Here is a 20,838-nt window from a genome sequence, read left to right on the forward strand (position 1 = left end):
TGCCGAATGCATTTTCGTGCAATAACCCGTATTGTCGGGCTACTCGTCATTATTTTCTCTTTTACCATGGTTGTTCCTGGTATTGTTGCGTTAATTTATCGTGATGGCGCTGGACGAGCATTTAGTCAAACTTTTGTTGCGGCTTTAGTGATCGGTCTGCTTTTGTGGATCCCTACCCGTAATAGCAAACATGAACTTAAAGCAAAAGAAGGTTTCTTAATCGTAGTATTATTTTGGACAGTTCTTGGTAGCGTAGGGGCATTACCCTTTATTTTCTCTGAGAAGCCAAATCTCTCAATAACGGATGCTTTCTTTGAGTCTTTTTCTGGATTAACGACAACGGGTGCAACAACGTTAACAGGCTTAGATACGCTGCCTAAAGCGATTTTATTTTATCGACAAATGTTACAATGGCTTGGCGGCATGGGGATCATTGTACTCGCTGTGGCTATTCTCCCATTATTGGGGGTTGGGGGAATGCAGCTTTATCGAGCTGAAATGCCGGGGCCACTGAAAGATAATAAGATGCGTCCTCGTATTGCGGAAACCGCGAAAACACTTTGGCTGATTTATGTCTTACTGACCATTATTTGTGCTATCGCACTGTGGATCGCTGGAATGGATGTTTTTGATGCGATTTCCCATAGTTTTTCAACAATAGCGATTGGCGGCTTCTCAACTCATGATGCAAGTGTCGGCTATTTTAATAGTCCTGCTATCAATACCATTATTGCAATTTTCTTGCTGATATCGGGTTGTAATTTCGGTTTACATTTTGCGGTATTAACTGGACGTAGCTTAGGGATCTATTGGCGTGATCCTGAATTTAAAACATTTATTAGCTTTCAGTTAGTGCTCGTTATTATTTGTACATTGGTTTTACTCTATCATTCAGTCTATGGTTCTTTCGGACAGACACTTGATCAAGCTTTTTTCCAAGTCGTCTCAATGGCTACAACGGCAGGCTTTACAACTGATAGCTTTGCAGGATGGCCTTTATTTTTACCCATGCTTCTATTATGTGCGGCATTTGTGGGTGGCTGTGCTGGATCGACGGGGGGGGGGTTAAAAGTTATCCGTATTTTATTACTGTTTTTGCAAGGTTCCCGAGAGTTAAAAAGGTTGGTCCATCCTAATGCGGTTTATACCATAAAATTAGGCCAAAGAGCATTACCTGAGAGGATCATTGAAGCTGTTTGGGGATTCTTTTCTGCTTATGCATTGGTATTTGTAGTGAGTCTACTTCTGTTAATCGCGACGGGTGTTGATGAGTTTTCTGCTTTTTCTGCTATAGCAACAACGTTAAATAACTTAGGGCCCGGACTTGGAACCGTTGCAGATAACTTTACCTCAATGAACCCCACTGGGAAGTGGATACTAGTTGTGACCATGTTATTTGGTCGTCTTGAAGTCTTTACATTATTAGTGTTATTCACACCAACATTTTGGCGTGATTAGCCATATTAGGATTAAGAATGAGTTATTTACTTTTGCATTCAAGTACTGATGGGCAAACGAAAAAAATTGTTTTAAAAATAGCTGAACAATTAAGAAGCTTAGGGCATCAATGTGATATTCGTGATTTAAATACTGAAAAGAATATCAATATAGCGTCCTATGAGAAGGTGTTGGTTGGGGCATCTATTCGCTATGGCCATTTTAACAAATCACTTGTACGGTTTGTTAATATGCATCAACAGCAATTGAATGTGATGAAAACGGCTTTCTTTGGTGTAAACCTCACCGCAAGAAAAGAAGGAAAAGATACCCCAGAGACAAATGCCTATACGCGTAAGTTTTTAGAGAAAAGTCTTTGGAAGCCGACATTAAAATCTGTATTTGCTGGCGCTTTGATGTATCCCAAGTATGGCTGGTTTGATAAGACAATGATTCGCTTTATTATGAAGATGACCGATGGCCCTACTGACCCCAATACAGAGATCGAATACACAGATTGGGAAAAGGTCAGTCAATTTACTCAAGAATTTGAACGCTTGTAGTACATATTTTTAGCAATAAGTGATGATTTTAAGCGATTTGTCTAATGTTTCATCGGTTGAAATAAAAAGTTTAAAAAACACTTGCTAGAATTTTCTGACTCCCTATAATGCGCATCCGTTGTCACGACAAACCGCTTCGGTGGTCAAGTTGAAAAAGAAACCCTCGTGATGACTGAGGTGAAAAAGAGAGAAAAAGTTGAAAATAATCACTTGACTTTCTGACAGAAAAACGTAGTATACGACACCTCGCGACAACAACCTAAACGGTTAATATCGAAAGATAAAGTCGCAACGCTCTTTAACAATTTATCAGACAATCTGTGTGGGCACTCACAGGACACTATCAAAAAAATATTTGATTTTAAGTCTTGAAGAGTGACTAACACGTTAATTCATATATGAACTAACAATGTGCAATTCGATTGTGGAAGGATAACGCGAAGGCGAGTGAGCATTTCCGAGACAGTACTGAGGTACGGCGAGGAAAGCGGAGCGAAGCCGACAATGTTAGCCGAACAGAAGCGAATTGATAAACAGTTTAATTCTTTGAGCATCAGACTACTTTTAATTGAAGAGTTTGATCATGGCTCAGATTGAACGCTGGCGGCAGGCCTAACACATGCAAGTCGAGCGGTAACAGGGGAAGCTTGCTTCCCGCTGACGAGCGGCGGACGGGTGAGTAATGTATGGGGATCTGCCCGATAGAGGGGGATAACTACTGGAAACGGTGGCTAATACCGCATAATCTCTAAGGAGCAAAGCAGGGGACCTTCGGGCCTTGCGCTATCGGATGAACCCATATGGGATTAGCTAGTAGGTGGGGTAATGGCTCACCTAGGCGACGATCCCTAGCTGGTCTGAGAGGATGATCAGCCACACTGGGACTGAGACACGGCCCAGACTCCTACGGGAGGCAGCAGTGGGGAATATTGCACAATGGGCGCAAGCCTGATGCAGCCATGCCGCGTGTATGAAGAAGGCCCTAGGGTTGTAAAGTACTTTCAGTCGGGAGGAAGGCGTTGATGCTAATATCATCAACGATTGACGTTACCGACAGAAGAAGCACCGGCTAACTCCGTGCCAGCAGCCGCGGTAATACGGAGGGTGCAAGCGTTAATCGGAATTACTGGGCGTAAAGCGCACGCAGGCGGTTGATTAAGTTAGATGTGAAATCCCCGGGCTTAACCTGGGAATGGCATCTAAGACTGGTCAGCTAGAGTCTTGTAGAGGGGGGTAGAATTCCATGTGTAGCGGTGAAATGCGTAGAGATGTGGAGGAATACCGGTGGCGAAGGCGGCCCCCTGGACAAAGACTGACGCTCAGGTGCGAAAGCGTGGGGAGCAAACAGGATTAGATACCCTGGTAGTCCACGCTGTAAACGATGTCGATTTGGAGGTTGTGCCCTTGAGGCGTGGCTTCCGGAGCTAACGCGTTAAATCGACCGCCTGGGGAGTACGGCCGCAAGGTTAAAACTCAAATGAATTGACGGGGGCCCGCACAAGCGGTGGAGCATGTGGTTTAATTCGATGCAACGCGAAGAACCTTACCTACTCTTGACATCCAGAGAACTTAGCAGAGATGCTTTGGTGCCTTCGGGAACTCTGAGACAGGTGCTGCATGGCTGTCGTCAGCTCGTGTTGTGAAATGTTGGGTTAAGTCCCGCAACGAGCGCAACCCTTATCCTTTGTTGCCAGCGATTCGGTCGGGAACTCAAAGGAGACTGCCGGTGATAAACCGGAGGAAGGTGGGGATGACGTCAAGTCATCATGGCCCTTACGAGTAGGGCTACACACGTGCTACAATGGCGTATACAAAGAGAAGCGACCTCGCGAGAGCAAGCGGAACTCATAAAGTACGTCGTAGTCCGGATTGGAGTCTGCAACTCGACTCCATGAAGTCGGAATCGCTAGTAATCGTAGATCAGAATGCTACGGTGAATACGTTCCCGGGCCTTGTACACACCGCCCGTCACACCATGGGAGTGGGTTGCAAAAGAAGTAGGTAGCTTAACCTTCGGGAGGGCGCTTACCACTTTGTGATCCATGACTGGGGTGAAGTCGTAACAAGGTAACCGTAGGGGAACCTGCGGTTGGATCACCTCCTTACCATTGAAGTGTTTTGTGAAGTGTTCACACAGATTGTCTGATGAAATAGAGTCAACGGTATCAATAGGCTTGTAGCTCAGGTGGTTAGAGCGCACCCCTGATAAGGGTGAGGTCGGTGGTTCAAGTCCACTCAGGCCTACCAAAATCGAATTAATACTGCGTTATAACTTAGCTCGTTTACCCGCGTAAACGTCGCCAAGTTATGCCTTGTCTAAATTCGATTTGGCTTTTAATTTCTTGATTAAAGAAAAGACGATACTGTTAAACCTGTTATGGGGCTATAGCTCAGCTGGGAGAGCGCCTGCCTTGCACGCAGGAGGTCAGCGGTTCGATCCCGCTTAGCTCCACCATAATACTTTTGAATTATTCAGAATAGATTAGTTATAGTCTATTGCGAATAATTATGCTCTTTAACAATCTGGAACAAGCTGAAAATTGAAACAACGCACATTGTTTATCGCTTAAACAATGTGAGAGTCTCTCAAAATTTCAAACCTGAAATTTTCGGTCATTCAAACGAGTGGCATGAGCGAGCAGTGTGAAATTCACGGCGTAGGAGCGCAGTCAGCGCAGCGTACATCGGTACGTGAGCATGACGAGCACCGCGCAACAAAGAATTTCACCACGCACAGCCATGACAGTTAGGTGATCGTTGAAACAATTTCGGGTTGTGAGGTTAAGCGACTAAGCGTACACGGTGGATGCCTAGGCAATCAGAGGCGATGAAGGACGTGCTAATCTGCGAAAAGCGTCGGTAAGGTGATATGAACCGCTATAGCCGACGATGTCCGAATGGGGAAACCCAGTGCAATTCGTTGCACTATCGTTTGATGAATCCATAGTCAAACGAGGCGAACCGAGGGAACTGAAACATCTCAGTACCTCGAGGAAAAGAAATCAACCGAGATTCCCCTAGTAGCGGCGAGCGAACGGGGAGCAGCCCAGAGTCTTAATCAGCATCAGCATCAGGAGAACGGTCTGGAAAGTCCGGCAGTAAAGGGTGATAGCCCCGTATCCGAAGGTGTTGGTGTTGTGAACTCGACGAGTAGGGCGGGACACGTGTTATCCTGTCTGAATATGGGGGGACCATCCTCCAAGGCTAAATACTCCTGATTGACCGATAGTGAACCAGTACCGTGAGGGAAAGGCGAAAAGAACCCCGGCGAGGGGAGTGAAATAGAACCTGAAACCGTGTACGTACAAGCAGTGGGAGCACCTTTTAGGTGTGACTGCGTACCTTTTGTATAATGGGTCAGCGACTTATATTCTGTAGCAAGGTTAACCGTATAGGGGAGCCGTAGGGAAACCGAGTCTTAACTGGGCGATTAAGTTGCAGGGTATAGACCCGAAACCCGGTGATCTAGCCATGGGCAGGTTGAAGGTTGGGTAACACTAACTGGAGGACCGAACCGACTAATGTTGAAAAATTAGCGGATGACTTGTGGCTGGGGGTGAAAGGCCAATCAAACCGGGAGATAGCTGGTTCTCCCCGAAAGCTATTTAGGTAGCGCCTCGTGAACTCATCTTCGGGGGTAGAGCACTGTTTCGGCTAGGGGGTCATCCCGACTTACCAACCCGATGCAAACTACGAATACCGAAGAATGTTATCACGGGAGACACACGGCGGGTGCTAACGTTCGTCGTGAAGAGGGAAACAACCCAGACCGCCAGCTAAGGTCCCAAAGTCATGGTTAAGTGGGAAACGAAGTGGGAAGGCTCAGACAGCCAGGATGTTGGCTTAGAAGCAGCCATCATTTAAAGAAAGCGTAATAGCTCACTGGTCGAGTCGGCCTGCGCGGAAGATGTAACGGGGCTAAACCATGCACCGAAGCTGCGGCAGCGACATGTAAATGTTGTTGGGTAGGGGAGCGTTCTGTAAGCCTGTGAAGGTGTGCTGCGAGGCATGCTGGAGGTATCAGAAGTGCGAATGCTGACATAAGTAACGATAATGCGGGTGAAAAACCCGCACGCCGGAAGACCAAGGGTTCCTGTCCAACGTTAATCGGGGCAGGGTGAGTCGACCCCTAAGGCGAGGCAGAAATGCGTAGTCGATGGGAAACAGGTTAATATTCCTGTACTGGTGATAATTGCGATGGGGGGACGGAGAAGGCTAGGCTGGCCGGGCGACGGTTGTCCCGGTTTAAGGATGTAGGCAGGTGAATTAGGCAAATCCGGTTCACTACATGCTGAGGTCTGATGACGAGTCACTACGGTGGCGAAGTAGCTCATGCCCCGCTTCCAGGAAAAGCCTCTAAGCTCTAGATTATCATTAATCGTACCCCAAACCGACACAGGTGGTCAGGTAGAGAATACTCAGGCGCTTGAGAGAACTCGGGTGAAGGAACTAGGCAAAATGGTGCCGTAACTTCGGGAGAAGGCACGCTGGCGCTAGGTGAAGTCCCTCGCGGATGGAGCTGAAGCCAGTCGCAGATACCAGCTGGCTGCAACTGTTTATTAAAAACACAGCACTGTGCAAACACGAAAGTGGACGTATACGGTGTGACGCCTGCCCGGTGCTGGAAGGTTAATTGATGGGGTTATCCGTAAGGAGAAGCTCTTGATCGAAGCCCCAGTAAACGGCGGCCGTAACTATAACGGTCCTAAGGTAGCGAAATTCCTTGTCGGGTAAGTTCCGACCTGCACGAATGGCGTAATGATGGCCAGGCTGTCTCCACCCGAGACTCAGTGAAATTGAACTCGCTGTGAAGATGCAGTGTACCCGCGGCAAGACGGAAAGACCCCGTGAACCTTTACTATAGCTTGACACTGAACATTGAGCCTTGATGTGTAGGATAGGTGGGAGGCTTTGAAGTGTGGACGCCAGTCTGCATGGAGCCAACCTTGAAATACCACCCTTTAATGTTTGATGTTCTAACGTGGCCCCATCATCTGGGGTGCGGACAGTGTCTGGTGGGTAGTTTGACTGGGGCGGTCTCCTCCCAAAGAGTAACGGAGGAGCACGAAGGTTGGCTAAGCATGGTCGGACATCATGCGGTTAGTGCAAAGGCATAAGCCAGCTTGACTGCGAGAGTGACGGCTCGAGCAGGTACGAAAGTAGGTCTTAGTGATCCGGTGGTTCTGAATGGAAGGGCCATCGCTCAACGGATAAAAGGTACTCCGGGGATAACAGGCTGATACCGCCCAAGAGTTCATATCGACGGCGGTGTTTGGCACCTCGATGTCGGCTCATCACATCCTGGGGCTGAAGTAGGTCCCAAGGGTATGGCTGTTCGCCATTTAAAGTGGTACGCGAGCTGGGTTTAGAACGTCGTGAGACAGTTCGGTCCCTATCTGCCGTGGGCGTTGGAAGATTGAAAGGGGCTGCTCCTAGTACGAGAGGACCGGAGTGGACGCACCACTGGTGTTCGGGTTGTCATGCCAATGGCACTGCCCGGTAGCTAAGTGCGGAAGAGATAACCGCTGAAAGCATCTAAGCGGGAAACTTGCCTTGAGATGAGTCTTCCCTGACTCTTTAAGGGTCCTAAAGGAACGTTTAAGACTAAGACGTTGATAGGCTGGGTGTGTAAGCGTAGCGATACGTTGAGCTAACCAGTACTAATGAACCGTGAGGCTTAACCTGACAACACCGAAGGTGTTTTAGAGAGAACGTTGTGAAGCGCACGCAGAGTGCGAGAAATTAGCTTGTTCAAGATTGCTGTTCTGGTTGGTGTAAGCCGACGGGAACGAAAACCGAATTTGTCTGGCGGCAATAGCGCGGTGGTCCCACCTGACCCCATGCCGAACTCAGCAGTGAAACGCCGTAGCGCCGATGGTAGTGTGGGGTCTCCCCATGTGAGAGTAGGGAACTGCCAGACATCAAATTAGTGAGAAAGCCACCCGATGGGTGGCTTTTTTGCGTTTGGGGGATGTGATACCGTTTTATCATCCTTCTGCCTTACTGTCACCACCAACCCCATCCACGGCACTTCCTCACCAATCCTGCACCAGCGAACCGCATATTGATGGCCAATACATTGAGTAGAGATAAAGGAATGGCTCACTATTCGACTTATTTTCATGGTTGAGACCATTTTATAGGATGACTGGTGTTTATTTTTATGAATCGCAATCGGTATCTAAATAACATAATGGAACATAATGGTTTAGATCGCTTTATCATACTGAGTACTCGATATCCATCTCATCAACTTATAGGTAAATAACTCGCTAGCTTATAAGCTCTGGCCTCAGAGGCTGTTAGGGGAGAGTCAAATAGCGGTAGAGGTCATTGACGACCTTTAGCTCATTCTTGTTAAGGATGGTTTTTTATTATTCTGACCATAATAGAAGGAGACGAATATTTATTGAGTATCGATAATAATTTAGCGATCTATAAGTAAGTTTTAACACTTTAACAATTAAATTTTTGAAAATTAATTAATTTAAAGAATGAATCAGTCGTTTAAAGCGTTTTTTTCTTCATCTTTTATTAAAATACGACAACTAATAATATCAATAAAATCAACTCATAAAGTAAAAATCATTCAGTTTATTGATCTTATGCCATTCCTACTTGCTATATCGGTTAGCGATAAACGAGTCACGCATCCTTTATGAGTGCTGGTTCGCATACGAGATATAGGTGTAGAGTTGCATGTGTGATGATTGGCCGCTTACATTTTACTGCTATTGAATTGCTATTTATCATTCGCTACAGCATCGAGTCTCACTCCTTCCTGCCATCTTTCTATCCAGTCATTCGCCCATGCTAAATATTCCTTCGTCGTTTATAGGCATTAGCTTACGAGATTGTCAGGGGAGAAGTAGAGGCTATTCAACACAACTGCTCACTAATAATGTAAAACATTCTGTATTTGAGGCGTAATGAATATTGGCTAAGCTATGGCAAAAATGGAACGGGTCAACAATGGCGTAGAACGACTTGGTATTGTGATTCGGTGGGTTGTACAAGTGAGTTGGTAAGGGCTAACGGTAATACTGATATTATGAATGAGCCGTAGTGAAAAGGCGTAAACCTCAGCTTACTCATCCTAGAATGAGATGTTAATTTCATGAGAAAGCAGAATGACTCATTATGAATTGATGACTTGTCAGTTATTATTGATTGAAATGGTATATCTGACGCTAGCGATGGATTAATTAAATTTAAGCAATGGATATTGATTGATAATCAATTTAAACCATGGAGTGAAATGCTCTGGGTTAGTTTTTATCTCTTGTTGTAAGTCAGAAGGTAAGATCCAGCGGATCGCAGAAACTTCATTTGGGTTAGGTTTAACAATGCCGTCATATTGACCAACGAATAGGTGGTCATACTCATGTTCAATTAAATCGCCAGTGACTTGGGCATGGTAAATAAAATGTCCAACCGGAGAAATATCTGTGGTAAATCCAAGTTCTTCCATTAATCGACGTTTCGCTGCTGCCAGTGTTTCTTCTTTTGGATGAGGGTGACTACAACAACTATTTGCCCACTGTCCTGCTGAATGGTATTTATGAGCGGCACGTTGCTGAATGAGTAGTTCACCTTTAGCATTGAAAATAAAAACTGAAAATGCGCGGTGTAATTTACCCAGTTGATGCGCTAATAACTTCGGCATACTGCCTATAGGGGTATCTTGCTCATCAACAAGAATGATATTTTCTTCCATTAGTTAGTCTTAGATATTGAGTAAATTGTGGGACTGATGATCATATTATAGTTTAATGCGTATGGCTTGTAGATTTGAGCCTTTTAATTGATTGATAGAATCCTAGTCGCATAGTTGTTATATGCGTCTAGGAATTCCTGTGAAATTAAATATGCAGTGTTTGGTTGTTGTGTGTTGATACTCACTATTTTTGCTGAAGTACCCATACCGCAGCCTCAACACGTGATTTGAGATTTAATTTTTTGAGTAAATGTTTTACGTGAACTTTGACAGTACTTTCAGCAATATCGAGTTTACGTGCGATCATTTTGTTTGAGAGGCCTTGTGAAATAAGGTCTAGTATATTCGTTTCTCGGGGGGTTAACGACAGTAGATTATTTTCAGTTTGTGGACGATTATCTCTGAGGGATTCCGCTAATACAGATGTTAATGCAGGGCTCACTACCATTTTACCACTCGCGGCTTCTTTAAGCGCCACGATTAACTCTTCGGGTTCCATATCTTTTAGCAGGTAGCCATCTGCACCGCGTTTTAAGGCACTTACGAGGTCTTCACCATAATTAGATACAGTAAAAAGAATAATTCTACCTGATAATTCGCGTTTTCTCAGCTCATCAAGGGTTTCAAATCCATTCATGCCTGGCATATTTAAGTCGAGAAGAATAAGGTCTGGATCTTGTTCTTCAGCGATTTTTATTCCTGTGGCTCCATCACCTGCCTCACCAACTACACATAATGAGGGTTCTAGGCTAATTAATTGTTTGACGCCATTTCTTAACATCGGGTGGTCATCAATGAGTAAAATCGTTGATTTTTCGCTTGTTGTGTTTGTATTTTCCATGAATTGCGTTACTCCAAAATAATTAAGCTACAGGTAAAGAGAATGTGACTTTAACGATTGTTCCACCTTGTGCTCTCGGAATTATGTCACATTTACCATTAAGGCTAAGTGCCCTCTCTCTCATAATAATTAAACCGTAATGGTTTTGTTTATCGGGTGTAGGGCCTATTCCTTCACCATTATCTTCGATTGAAATCGTGACAATTCCCGAATCTTGTTGAAGGGTGACTTGTGCCCAGTTTGCATGAGCGTGCTTAAGAATATTACTCAGTGCTTCTCGGATTATCTGTATAATATGAATAGATTGGTGTGGCGAAATACTCTTCGCTGGCAGGTGGTAATTTAATAAAACAGGAAAGCCCATTTTTTGACTAAATTCATTGATGGTATTTTCTAATGATGGGAGTAGCCCAGGTTCAGTGAGCTTTAATCGGAATGTCGTTAATAATTCTCTAAGCTGGCTGTATGCAGTATTAATTTCATTTCGCATTTCACTCAGCAATTGTTGATGTTTTTCAGGTAGCGACTCTGGCTGCATTTGTAGATAGCTAATTTGCATTTTTAGACAAGAAAGTGATTGCGCTATCGAATCATGTAGTTCTCTTGCAATAGCAGAGCGTTCATCCATTATTAATAGCTGCTGCTGTTGTTCAATTTGATGTTCCATCGCTAGCATGCCTGATATTTGTTTTACGAGCATGAGAACTAAATTATTCTGTTCGTCAGAAAGCGTCTCATTTGCTTCAATTTCGGCCACGATGACACCATAGCGGTGAATATTATCAGAGAGCTCCCATGATAACGTCTTAGGATGATAAAGGTTATCTTTTGGATTAGACAATGTATCTTCAGAGTGAGCGCTGTTTGATGAGCTGCAAATTTCATGAAAGTAGGTTTCATTGCTATCTTCATAGAGCCTTAAACTCAAATTTTTTAATATTGTGATATCTTTAAGTTCACTGAGTACTCTGCCTAGTCGAATGTCGAGAGGTTCTGCGGAATGAAGTATTTGGTTTGATTGGTAAAGGTAAGACAGTACTTGGTTTTTATTACGTAAGTCTGCTGTTTTTTCGGTAACTCTCTGTTCAAGTTGATGATAGCTTTGTGCTAATTCATCTGACATTTGGTTTAATGTCAGCCCTAATGCATTCAATTCATCTTGTTTATTGTTATTTGGATAGCGTTGGCTAAAATCTTTTTGTCCAATCGCATTCGCCATTGTGAGTAGCTTCATCCATGGATAATAAATTTTGCGTCTTAAGTGCCAAATAGTGGCCATTAATAATAAAAAGACTAAGCCAATAAAGATCATTTGTGTCATCGCCACATAAGCAATTTTTCTTTCTGTTTTTTCATCGATATTATGAACAAGCTCATCAAGCATATTAACAAAGGCAATGACCTCATATCGAGCATCATTGGGAGTGAGCGCTTTATTTAGGGCGGGACGCAAAGTGTGTAGCCAAAAGTCATATAATTCTGAAAACTGAGTGGTTAAATCTTCAGATTTGATGACTTGTGTTAATTCTGGGCTAGATAAATCATTTTCTAGAGCGTTAAGGTATTCTTCAGAGTGATTATTTAAGGGAATTAAAGAGAGTAAGCGGTAACTTTGCATGCGAAGCGAACCTGATTTATTAATCGCATGCGCATTACCTTGTACACTAATAATCATACGATTTGAAATCGTCATGCCAATAATACCCAGCACGGCAATAAGTAGCATCAGCCCAATAACTTGGTTGATGATCGAAAATCGACGATGAAATGCCGGCATATTCACTTCCTTCAAAATAACCTCGCAATCTACTTTTCATAATGATTATATTGTTCAGAGATTGCGTCAATTTACATATACCACTTCAGGGTTAACTCTAAATTTCCTTCCTATAGGATAGCGCAAATATCTGGATAAAAGTAATTTATATAAATCTATTTTTATCTTTAATATTGATAGAGTTAACTAAATATACCTCTAATACCTCTCTAGGGGGTTGTTTATATAGTGTGCAAAATTTAACTTGAGTGTCTCTTGATTTAGATCAGTCTGATGGATGCTAAATGGACACAAACTGACCTCAGAAATGCGATTTATTGGGGTGAGTTATGTCTCAACAAGAAAATGTTAATACACAGACAAAACAGTCAGGTGCAATTATTCAGGATTGGCATCCTGAAGATACTCAGTTTTGGCAGAAAACAGGACAGCGAATTGCCAATCGAAATTTATGGATTTCGATTCCTTGTTTATTACTCGCTTTTTGCGTATGGATGTTATTTAGTGCAGTAGCCGTTAATCTAAATAAAGTCGGTTTTAATTTCACTACAGACCAATTGTTTTTATTAACAGCGCTTCCTTCCGTTTCCGGTGCTCTTTTACGTGTGCCTTATTCATTTGTAATACCTATTTTTGGTGGTCGTCGTTGGACTGCAATCAGTACTATTTTTCTTGTTATTCCTTGTATCTGGTTAGGATTTGCGGTTCAAAATCCGGCTACACCTTATAGTGTTTTCGTCATTATTTCACTGCTATGTGGTTTTGCTGGGGCAAACTTTGCTTCTAGCATGGCAAACATTAGCTTTTTCTTTCCTAAAGCCCGCCAAGGTGGCGCTCTTGGACTTAATGGTGGCCTCGGTAATTTAGGGGTTAGTGTCATGCAGCTAGTGGCTCCTTTTATTGTCGGGATCGGCGTGTTCTCCTTTATGGGGGGAACAGGTACACCACAAGCAGATGGCTCGGTATTATGGTTAGAAAATGCAGCATGGATCTGGGTGCCTTTTCTGCTGTTTTTCACCGTCATGGCTTGGTTTGGCATGAACGACTTAGCCGCGAACCGCGCATCGTTAAAGGCTCAGCTTCCTGTATTAAAACGTTGCCATCTCTGGATACTCAGTTTTCTCTATCTCGCAACCTTTGGTTCTTTTATCGGTTTTTCAGCCGGTTTTGCGATGCTTTCTAAGACGCAATTCCCTGATGTCGTCATCTTACAATTTGCTTTCTTTGGCCCTTTACTTGGTGCGCTTGCTCGTCCAGCGGGGGGCATGTTGTCCGATCGTTTCGGTGGCGTAAAAGTCACTATTATCAACTTTATTATAATGGCGATTTTTTCGGGATTACTGTTTTTCACCTTGCCTGAACAAGGCCAAGGTGGGTCGTTTATCGCATTTTATGCTGTGTTTATGGTGCTGTTTTTGACGGCAGGGTTGGGTAGCGGTTCGACTTTCCAAATGATCGCGGTTGTATTTCGTAAATTAACCATTGACCGCGCATACGCGCTAGGAGCAACAGAAGAAGAGGCTCAAAAACAAGCCGTGACAGAAAGTGCTGCTGCATTAGGTTTTATTTCAGCCATTGGCGCGATTGGTGGCTTTTTTATTCCTAAGGCTTTTGGGACTTCTTTAACACTGACGGGTTCACCTGCCGGTGCGATGAAAGTTTTCTTCGTGTTTTATGTCTCCTGTGTGTTCATCACATGGTTAGTTTATGGACGTAAACACAAATAATAACAATCAATAAAGACGATTTTAGCAATGTACGGCGCCTGCCGGCGTCTCTTTGGAGGCAATCCGAATGAGCAAATTTTTAGACCGATTTCGTTATTTTAAGCAACTTGGCGAAACATTTTCAGGTGATCATGGACAAGAGCTGAATGTTAACCGCGATTGGGAAAATGGTTACCGTAGCCGTTGGCAGCACGATAAAGTCGTGCGTTCCACGCATGGTGTTAACTGTACAGGGTCATGCAGTTGGAAGATATATGTTAAAAATGGCTTGGTAACATGGGAAACTCAACAGACAGATTACCCGCGTACACGACCTGATTTGCCTGATCATGAGCCAAGAGGGTGCCCTCGTGGGGCAAGTTACTCATGGTATCTGTATAGTGCTAATCGTGTGAAATACCCGATGGTGCGCAAACGTCTATTAAAGTTATGGCGTGAAGCGAAAGCGGAACATCAGGATCCAGTCGCGGCTTGGTCTTCTATTATTAATGATCCGCAAAAAGCTAAAAGCTATAAGCAAGCGCGCGGACGTGGTGGTTTTGTTCGTTCAAGCTGGCAAGAGGTGAATGAACTGATTGCCGCCGCTAATGTAACCACGATTAAGGAGTTTGGCCCCGACCGTATTATTGGTTTTTCACCTATACCAGCGATGTCGATGGTTTCTTATGCATCAGGGGCGAGGTATTTATCGTTAATTGGTGGTGCTTGCCTGAGTTTTTATGACTGGTATTGTGATTTACCTCCAGCGTCTCCGATGACTTGGGGTGAACAGACCGATGTTCCAGAGTCAGCAGATTGGTATAACTCCTCTTACATCATTGCATGGGGTTCTAACGTACCTCAAACACGGACACCAGACGCCCATTTCTTTGCTGAAGTGCGCTATAAGGGCACAAAAACTGTCGCCGTTACCCCAGACTATGCTGAGATCGCTAAATTATGTGACCACTGGTTGAACCCTAAACAGGGTACTGACAGTGCAATGGCGATGGCGATGGGCCATGTCATCCTGAAAGAATTCCATGTGGACCGTCAAGCTGAATACTTCCGTGAATATGTCCGAACTTACACCGATATGCCAATGTTAGTGATGTTGGATGAGCGTGAAGATGGGAGCTATGCTGGTGGTAGAATGTTGCGTGCAGCGGATTTAGTGGGGTCTTTAGGCGAAGAAAAAAACGCTGAGTGGAAAACGATCGCGATTGATGAAGCAACAGGAAAACTGTGCGTACCACAAGGTTCGATGGGCTTTCGTTGGGATGAAAGTCGCAAATGGAATCTTGAACCTCGTAATGCGAAGGATGGGGCTGAGTTTAAAATGCAACTGAGCCTTTCTGAGACCTATGACGAGATAGTTGAGGTTGGTTTTCCGTACTTTGGTGGCTTAGAAAGCGAATATTTTCAACATGTTGAACTGAAAGACATCCTGCTGCATAAATTGCCTGCCAAACGTATTCAACTTGCGGATGGTAAAGAAGTATTGGTCACCAGCGTTTATGATTTACTGCTTGCTAACTATGGTATTGACCGTGGCTTTGGTGATGAAAATTGTGCAGTCGATTACGATGATATGAAAGCATATTCACCTGCTTGGGCGGAGAAGGTGACAGGCGTGAGTCGCCAAAATATCATCCGTATAGCGCGTGAATTTGCAGAAACAGCCGAAAAAACCCATGGCCGTTCAATGGTGATTGTTGGAGCGGGTATCAATCACTGGTATCACATGGATATGACCTATCGAGCGATTATCAACATGTTGGTATTTTGTGGTTGTATTGGGCAAAGCGGCGGTGGTTGGTCTCATTATGTCGGCCAAGAAAAATTACGCCCACAAACAGGTTGGTTACCTCTTGCCTTTGGTTTAGATTGGCAGCGCCCACCTCGCCATATGAATAGTACCTCATTTTTCTACAATCACTCTAGCCAATGGCGTTATGAAACGGTTAGTACCGAAGAGCTATTATCACCACTCGCGGAGAAAAAAGCGTTTAGTGGCAGCCTGATTGATTTGAATGTGCGTGCGGAGCGTATGGGATGGTTACCCTCTGCCCCACAATTAGGTATTAACCCGCTCACTATCGCGAAAAAAGCTGAACAAGAGGGATTGTCGGCGGTGGATTATACCGTGAAGCAGCTTAAAGCAGGGAACATTCGTTTTGCTGCCGAGCAGCCTGATAATCCACAAAACTTCCCGCGTAACTTATTTATTTGGCGCTCTAATCTTTTAGGCTCTGCCGGTAAAGGGCATGAATATTTATTGAAATATTTATTAGGTACTGAAAATGGTATTCAAGGGCTTGATTTAGGGCAGCAAGGTGGCGTGAAGCCAGAAGAAGTTGAATGGGTTGATCAAGCAGCGGAAGGGAAAGTCGACTTAGTGGTCACGCTAGATTTTAGAATGTCTAGTACCTGTTTATTCTCGGATGTCGTTTTACCAACAGCTACGTGGTATGAAAAAGATGATATGAATACCTCGGATATGCATCCTTTTATTCATCCATTATCCGCAGCAGTTGATCCCGCTTGGGAATCTAAGAGTGACTGGGAGATCTATAAAGGGATTGCTAAAGCATTCTCTGAGGTGTGTGTTGGTCATTTAGGCAAAGAAACCGATATTGTGACATTGCCTATTCAACACGATAGCGCCGCTGAAATGGGACAACCTTTTGATGTGCGTGACTGGAAAAAAGGTCAATGTGAGTTGATCCCAGGAAAAACCGCGCCGCATCTTATGATGGTCGAACGTGATTATCCATCTATTTATGCACGTTACACATCATTAGGCCCTCTAATGGATAAACTGGGTAATGGTGGTAAAGGGATCAGTTGGAATACACAAGATGAAGTCGATTTCCTGAAAAAACTGAATAAAACTCAACCAAGCGGGGCTAATCAAGGGCGGCCGAAGATCGACACGGCAATTGATGCCGCTGAAGTGATCCTAACTTTAGCACCAGAAACGAATGGTCAGGTTGCCGTTAAAGCATGGGATGCGTTAGGAAAAGTGACTGGACGTGACCATACTCACTTAGCCCGCTATAAAGAAGATGAAAAAATCCGTTTCCGCGATATTGTCGCACAGCCACGTAAGATCATTTCTAGTCCAACATGGTCTGGTTTGGAAGATGAGCATGTGTCTTACAATGCGTGTTATACCAACGTTCACGAAATGATCCCTTGGCGTACTTTAAGTGGCCGTCAGCAATTGTATCAAGACCATGAATGGATGAGAGCCTTTGGTGAAAGTCTTGTGGTCTATCGCCCACCGATTGATACGCGTGCAGCTCAACCTTTAATGGGAAAAAAACCGAATGGTTTCCCAGAAAAAGCGCTGAACTTTTTAACACCGCACCAAAAATGGGGGATCCATTCAACTTATAGCGATAATTTGTTGATGTTAACGCTGGGTCGAGGCGGACCTATTGTGTGGCTAAGTGAGGAAGATGCTCGTCAATTAGGGATTAAAGACAATGATTGGGTTGAAGCTTTCAACAGTAATGGCGCGTTAACCGCTAAAGCTGTTGTCAGTCAGCGTATTCCTGACGGCATGATCATGATGTACCACGCTCAAGAGAGACTGATCAATCTACCTGGATCAGAAATCACTGCGCAACGCGGGGGGATCCATAATTCTGTAACCCGTGTCTGCCCTAAACCGACTCATATGATTGGTGGGTATGGGCATCTGGCCTATAGCTTTAATTATTACGGTACTGTGGGTTCTAACCGTGATGAGTTCGTGATAGTGCGCAAAATGAAGCAGGTTGACTGGCTTGATGGTGAGCAAGATGGCTATCAGCAGACACTGAGCGGAAAGGAGAAAGCATAATGAAAATTCGTTCTCAAGTCGGCATGGTATTGAATCTCGACAAATGTATTGGCTGCCATACTTGTTCAGTGACCTGTAAAAATGTGTGGACTAGCCGTGAAGGTGTTGAATATGCTTGGTTTAATAACGTTGAAACTAAGCCAGGTATCGGTTACCCCCATAATTGGGAAGATCAGGATAAATGGAAAGGGGGCTGGATCCGTAATATCAAAGGCAAATTAATTCCTCGAATGGGGAATCGAGTCGGGGTGCTCTCTAAGATTTTTGCAAACCCAGATGTACCTGCTCTTGATGATTATTATGAGCCGTTCGATTATGACTATAGCCATCTAAAAAATGCCAAAGAGGGTCAACATATCCCCACGGCTCGTCCGCGCTCATTAATTACTGGGCAGCGTATGAGTAATGTGAATATGGGGCCAAACTGGGAAGATGATCTTGGTGGTGAGTTTAGTCAACGTGCGCATGACAAGAACTTCGACAATATACAAAAAGAGATGTACGGGCAATTTGAAAATACCTTCATGATGTATTTGCCTCGTTTATGTGAACACTGTTTGAATCCAGCCTGTGTTGCAACCTGTCCGAGTGGGGCTATTTATAAACGCTCAGAAGACGGCATTGTTTTGATCGACCAAGACAAATGTCGTGGCTGGCGGATGTGTTTAACGGGCTGTCCATATAAGAAAATCTATTTCAACTGGAAGAGTGGTAAGTCAGAAAAATGTATTTTCTGTTATCCACGTATCGAATCAGGTATGCCAACAGTGTGTTCTGAAACTTGCGTTGGACGTATCCGCTATTTAGGCGTGCTGCTTTATGATGCGGATAAAATTGAAGCTGCGGCAAGTACAGAAAAAGAAACGGATTTGTATCAAAGTCAACGGGATATTTTCCTTAATCCACATGATCCGATGGTGATTGAAGAAGCGCAAAAGCAAGGGATCCCTTTGAGTGTGATCGATGCCGCTCAGAAATCTCCCGTGTATAAAATGGCTATGGAATGGAAACTTGCTTTGCCATTACATCCTGAGTACCGAACTTTACCAATGGTATGGTATGTGCCGCCTTTATCACCCATTCAATCCGTTGCAGATGCCGGTATGTTAGCGAGCAATGGCGTATTGCCAGATGTTGAAAGCTTACGTATCCCAGTTCAGTACCTTGCCAATTTGTTAACGGCGGGGGATGTTGAGCCTGTTTTATTGGCGCTTAAACGTATGTTGGCGATGCGACATTACAAACGAGCCGAAACGGTCGAAAATCAGTGTGATACCAGTGCGTTAGAACAAGTTGGATTAACGGAAGCACAGGCACAAGAAATGTATCGTTATTTGGCGATAGCGAACTATGAAGATCGCTTTGTGATCCCATCGAGTCACCGTGAGTTAGCACGTGAAGCGTTCCCTGAAGCAAAAGCATGCGGCTTTAGCTTCGGTGACGGTTGTCATGGTAGTGATAATAAAGTGAATTTGTTCAACAGCCGCCGAATTGATGCGATAGATGTGACACCAAAAACACCGCAGGAGAAGACACTATGATCTCATTAAAAGTGATTTCTCGATTACTTGATTATCCAACTGAGGTGTTATGGCAACATCGTGACGAACTGATTGAAGCGTTAGAACAGGCAAATGAATTACCGTTTACGCAGGCTATACAATTGATGATGTTTGTTCGTGAATATCTCAATGAAGATCTTTTAGATATGCAAGCACAGTACTGTGAATTGTTTGATAGGGGGCGAGCCACATCCTTACTGTTGTTTGAACATGTGCATGGCGAGTCACGTGATAGAGGCCAAGCCATGGTTGACTTGATGGCGCAGTATCAGCAACAAGGTCTAGCGCTAAATAGTCGTGAGTTGCCTGACTACTTACCCATTTATTTAGAATACCTGACGATCTTAGTACCAGAGCAAACACGTGAAGGTTTGCAAGATATAGCCCCGATTCTGGCGTTATTAGGGGAAAGATTGAAACAGCGACAAAGCCGATTTGGTCTGTTGTTTGATTTATTGCTCTCCCTTTCTGATAGCACGATAGAGACGAGTCAATTACATGGTCAAGTAGCAGCGGAAGCACGTGATGATACACCTGAGGCACTCGATGCTGTTTGGGAAGAGGAGCAAGTGACATTCTTTGCTAATGAAAAAAGCTGTAATAGTGAAGTGACGGCTCATCAGCAACGTTTTGCGAATGCAGTGGTTCCTCAATATTTGAATCTTGATGCAGGCCATAATGCGGGAGTTCAAAAATGAATTTTATCAATCAATTCTTCTTCGATATTTATCCCTATATCGCCGGTACTGTGTTTATTGTTGGTAGTTGGTTACGTTATGACTATGGACAATATAGTTGGCGAGCGGGTTCTAGCCAGATGCTCGACAAGAAGAATATGCGTTTAGCATCGAATCTGTTTCATATAGGGATTATTGGTGTGTTTGTGGGGCACTTTTTCGGTATGTTAACGCCCCATTGGATGTATGAATCCTTCTTACCAATGCATGTTAAACAGTTAATGGCAATGGTGGGTGGTGGGATATGTGGCGTCATGGTACTCGTGGGCGGAGCGATGCTCTTGAAGCGTCGCTTAACTAACCCTCGTGTCAGAGCGACATCGTCTTTTGGCGACATTATGATCTTAACTTTATTGGTTGTACAAGTTTGTTTGGGTCTGTTAACCATTCCATTCTCTGCTCAACATATGGACGGGAGTGAAATGTTGAAGCTAGTTGGCTGGGCACAATCCGTGGTGACTTTCCATTGGGGCGCTTCACAATACCTTGACGGTGTTGGAATTGTCTTTAAATTACACCTTGTTTTAGGGATGACACTGTTCTTATTGTTCCCATTCTGCCGATTGGTTCATATTTGGAGCGCGCCGATAGAATATATTTCGCGTCGTTACCAAATAGTAAGAAATCGCCATTAAAAATAGGCAGATA

General features: G+C 44.1%; 11 protein-coding genes, 2 tRNA genes and 3 rRNA genes. 12 read left to right on the top strand and 4 right to left on the bottom strand.

All coding sequences use genetic code 11. The annotated features are described in order from the left end of the window. Positions 1–6 precede the first annotated feature (6 nt). The 7 genes from trkH (at position 7) to rrf (ending at position 7,920) form a co-directional block, all read left to right on the top strand. A complete protein-coding gene (gene trkH / locus G3341_RS02675) occupies positions 7–1,458 on the top strand; it encodes a Trk system potassium transporter TrkH (protein ID WP_163860650.1) in 1,452 nt (483 codons plus the stop codon). Positions 1,459–1,475: 17 nt separating this feature from the next. Continuing rightward, the gene (gene hemG / locus G3341_RS02680; RefSeq protein WP_154624680.1) at positions 1,476–2,000 is read left to right on the top strand and encodes a menaquinone-dependent protoporphyrinogen IX dehydrogenase; all 525 of its coding nucleotides are present in this window, start codon (positions 1,476–1,478) and stop codon (positions 1,998–2,000) included. A gap of 565 nt (positions 2,001–2,565) precedes the next feature. Beyond that, positions 2,566–4,105 (top strand): 16S ribosomal RNA (locus G3341_RS02685). A gap of 65 nt (positions 4,106–4,170) precedes the next feature. Beyond that, positions 4,171–4,247, top strand: a tRNA-Ile gene (locus tag G3341_RS02690). Between the two features lie 132 nt (positions 4,248–4,379). Then, a tRNA-Ala gene (locus tag G3341_RS02695) sits at positions 4,380–4,455 on the top strand. A 324-nt stretch (positions 4,456–4,779) separates the two neighbouring features. Continuing rightward, positions 4,780–7,685 (top strand): 23S ribosomal RNA (locus tag G3341_RS02700). Between the two features lie 119 nt (positions 7,686–7,804). Further along, positions 7,805–7,920: ribosomal RNA gene (gene rrf, locus G3341_RS02705) — 5S ribosomal RNA — on the top strand. Together the 16S, 23S and 5S rRNA genes with 2 tRNA genes alongside form the textbook arrangement of a ribosomal RNA operon. A gap of 6 nt (positions 7,921–7,926) precedes the next feature. Here the strand turns inward: rrf and G3341_RS02710 are convergent. The 4 genes from G3341_RS02710 to narX all read right to left on the bottom strand — a co-directional run bounded on the left by G3341_RS02710 (position 7,927) and on the right by narX (position 12,335). Beyond that, the gene (locus tag G3341_RS02710; RefSeq protein ID WP_163860651.1) at positions 7,927–8,124 is read right to left on the bottom strand and encodes a hypothetical protein; all 198 of its coding nucleotides are present in this window, start codon (positions 8,122–8,124) and stop codon (positions 7,927–7,929) included. A 1,077-nt stretch (positions 8,125–9,201) separates the two neighbouring features. After that, on the bottom strand, positions 9,202–9,717 hold the full coding sequence (gene idi / locus G3341_RS02715) for an isopentenyl-diphosphate Delta-isomerase (protein ID WP_154624933.1): 516 nt from the start codon (positions 9,715–9,717) through the stop codon (positions 9,202–9,204). Positions 9,718–9,901: 184 nt separating this feature from the next. Next, the gene (gene narL / locus G3341_RS02720) at positions 9,902–10,558 is read right to left on the bottom strand and encodes a two-component system response regulator NarL (RefSeq protein WP_154624932.1); all 657 of its coding nucleotides are present in this window, start codon (positions 10,556–10,558) and stop codon (positions 9,902–9,904) included. A gap of 22 nt (positions 10,559–10,580) precedes the next feature. After that, on the bottom strand, positions 10,581–12,335 hold the full coding sequence (gene narX / locus G3341_RS02725; RefSeq protein ID WP_163860652.1) for a nitrate/nitrite two-component system sensor histidine kinase NarX: 1,755 nt from the start codon (positions 12,333–12,335) through the stop codon (positions 10,581–10,583). Positions 12,336–12,664: 329 nt separating this feature from the next. On the opposite strand from narX, the gene G3341_RS02730 reads away from it, so the two are divergent. The 5 genes from G3341_RS02730 to narI all read left to right on the top strand — a co-directional run bounded on the left by G3341_RS02730 (position 12,665) and on the right by narI (position 20,825). After that, on the top strand, positions 12,665–14,062 hold the full coding sequence (locus G3341_RS02730; RefSeq protein ID WP_154624930.1) for a NarK family nitrate/nitrite MFS transporter: 1,398 nt from the start codon (positions 12,665–12,667) through the stop codon (positions 14,060–14,062). 67 nt (positions 14,063–14,129) lie between these two features. Further along, a complete protein-coding gene (locus G3341_RS02735; protein ID WP_163860653.1) occupies positions 14,130–17,891 on the top strand; it encodes a nitrate reductase subunit alpha in 3,762 nt (1,253 codons plus the stop codon). Then, positions 17,891–19,432, top strand: coding sequence for a nitrate reductase subunit beta (gene narH, locus G3341_RS02740; RefSeq protein ID WP_163860654.1), 1,542 nt, complete (start codon positions 17,891–17,893; stop codon positions 19,430–19,432). Before G3341_RS02735 ends, narH begins: the two co-directional genes overlap by 1 nt. Further along, on the top strand, positions 19,429–20,151 hold the full coding sequence (gene narJ / locus G3341_RS02745) for a nitrate reductase molybdenum cofactor assembly chaperone (protein WP_154624927.1): 723 nt from the start codon (positions 19,429–19,431) through the stop codon (positions 20,149–20,151). The genes narH and narJ overlap by 4 nt, the downstream gene beginning before the upstream one ends. After that, a complete protein-coding gene (narI, locus tag G3341_RS02750) occupies positions 20,148–20,825 on the top strand; it encodes a respiratory nitrate reductase subunit gamma (protein WP_163860655.1) in 678 nt (225 codons plus the stop codon). Before narJ ends, narI begins: the two co-directional genes overlap by 4 nt. Positions 20,826–20,838 lie beyond the last annotated feature (13 nt).

The organism is Providencia vermicola (genome assembly GCF_010748935.1).
GTDB lineage: Bacteria > Pseudomonadota > Gammaproteobacteria > Enterobacterales > Enterobacteriaceae > Providencia > Providencia zhejiangensis.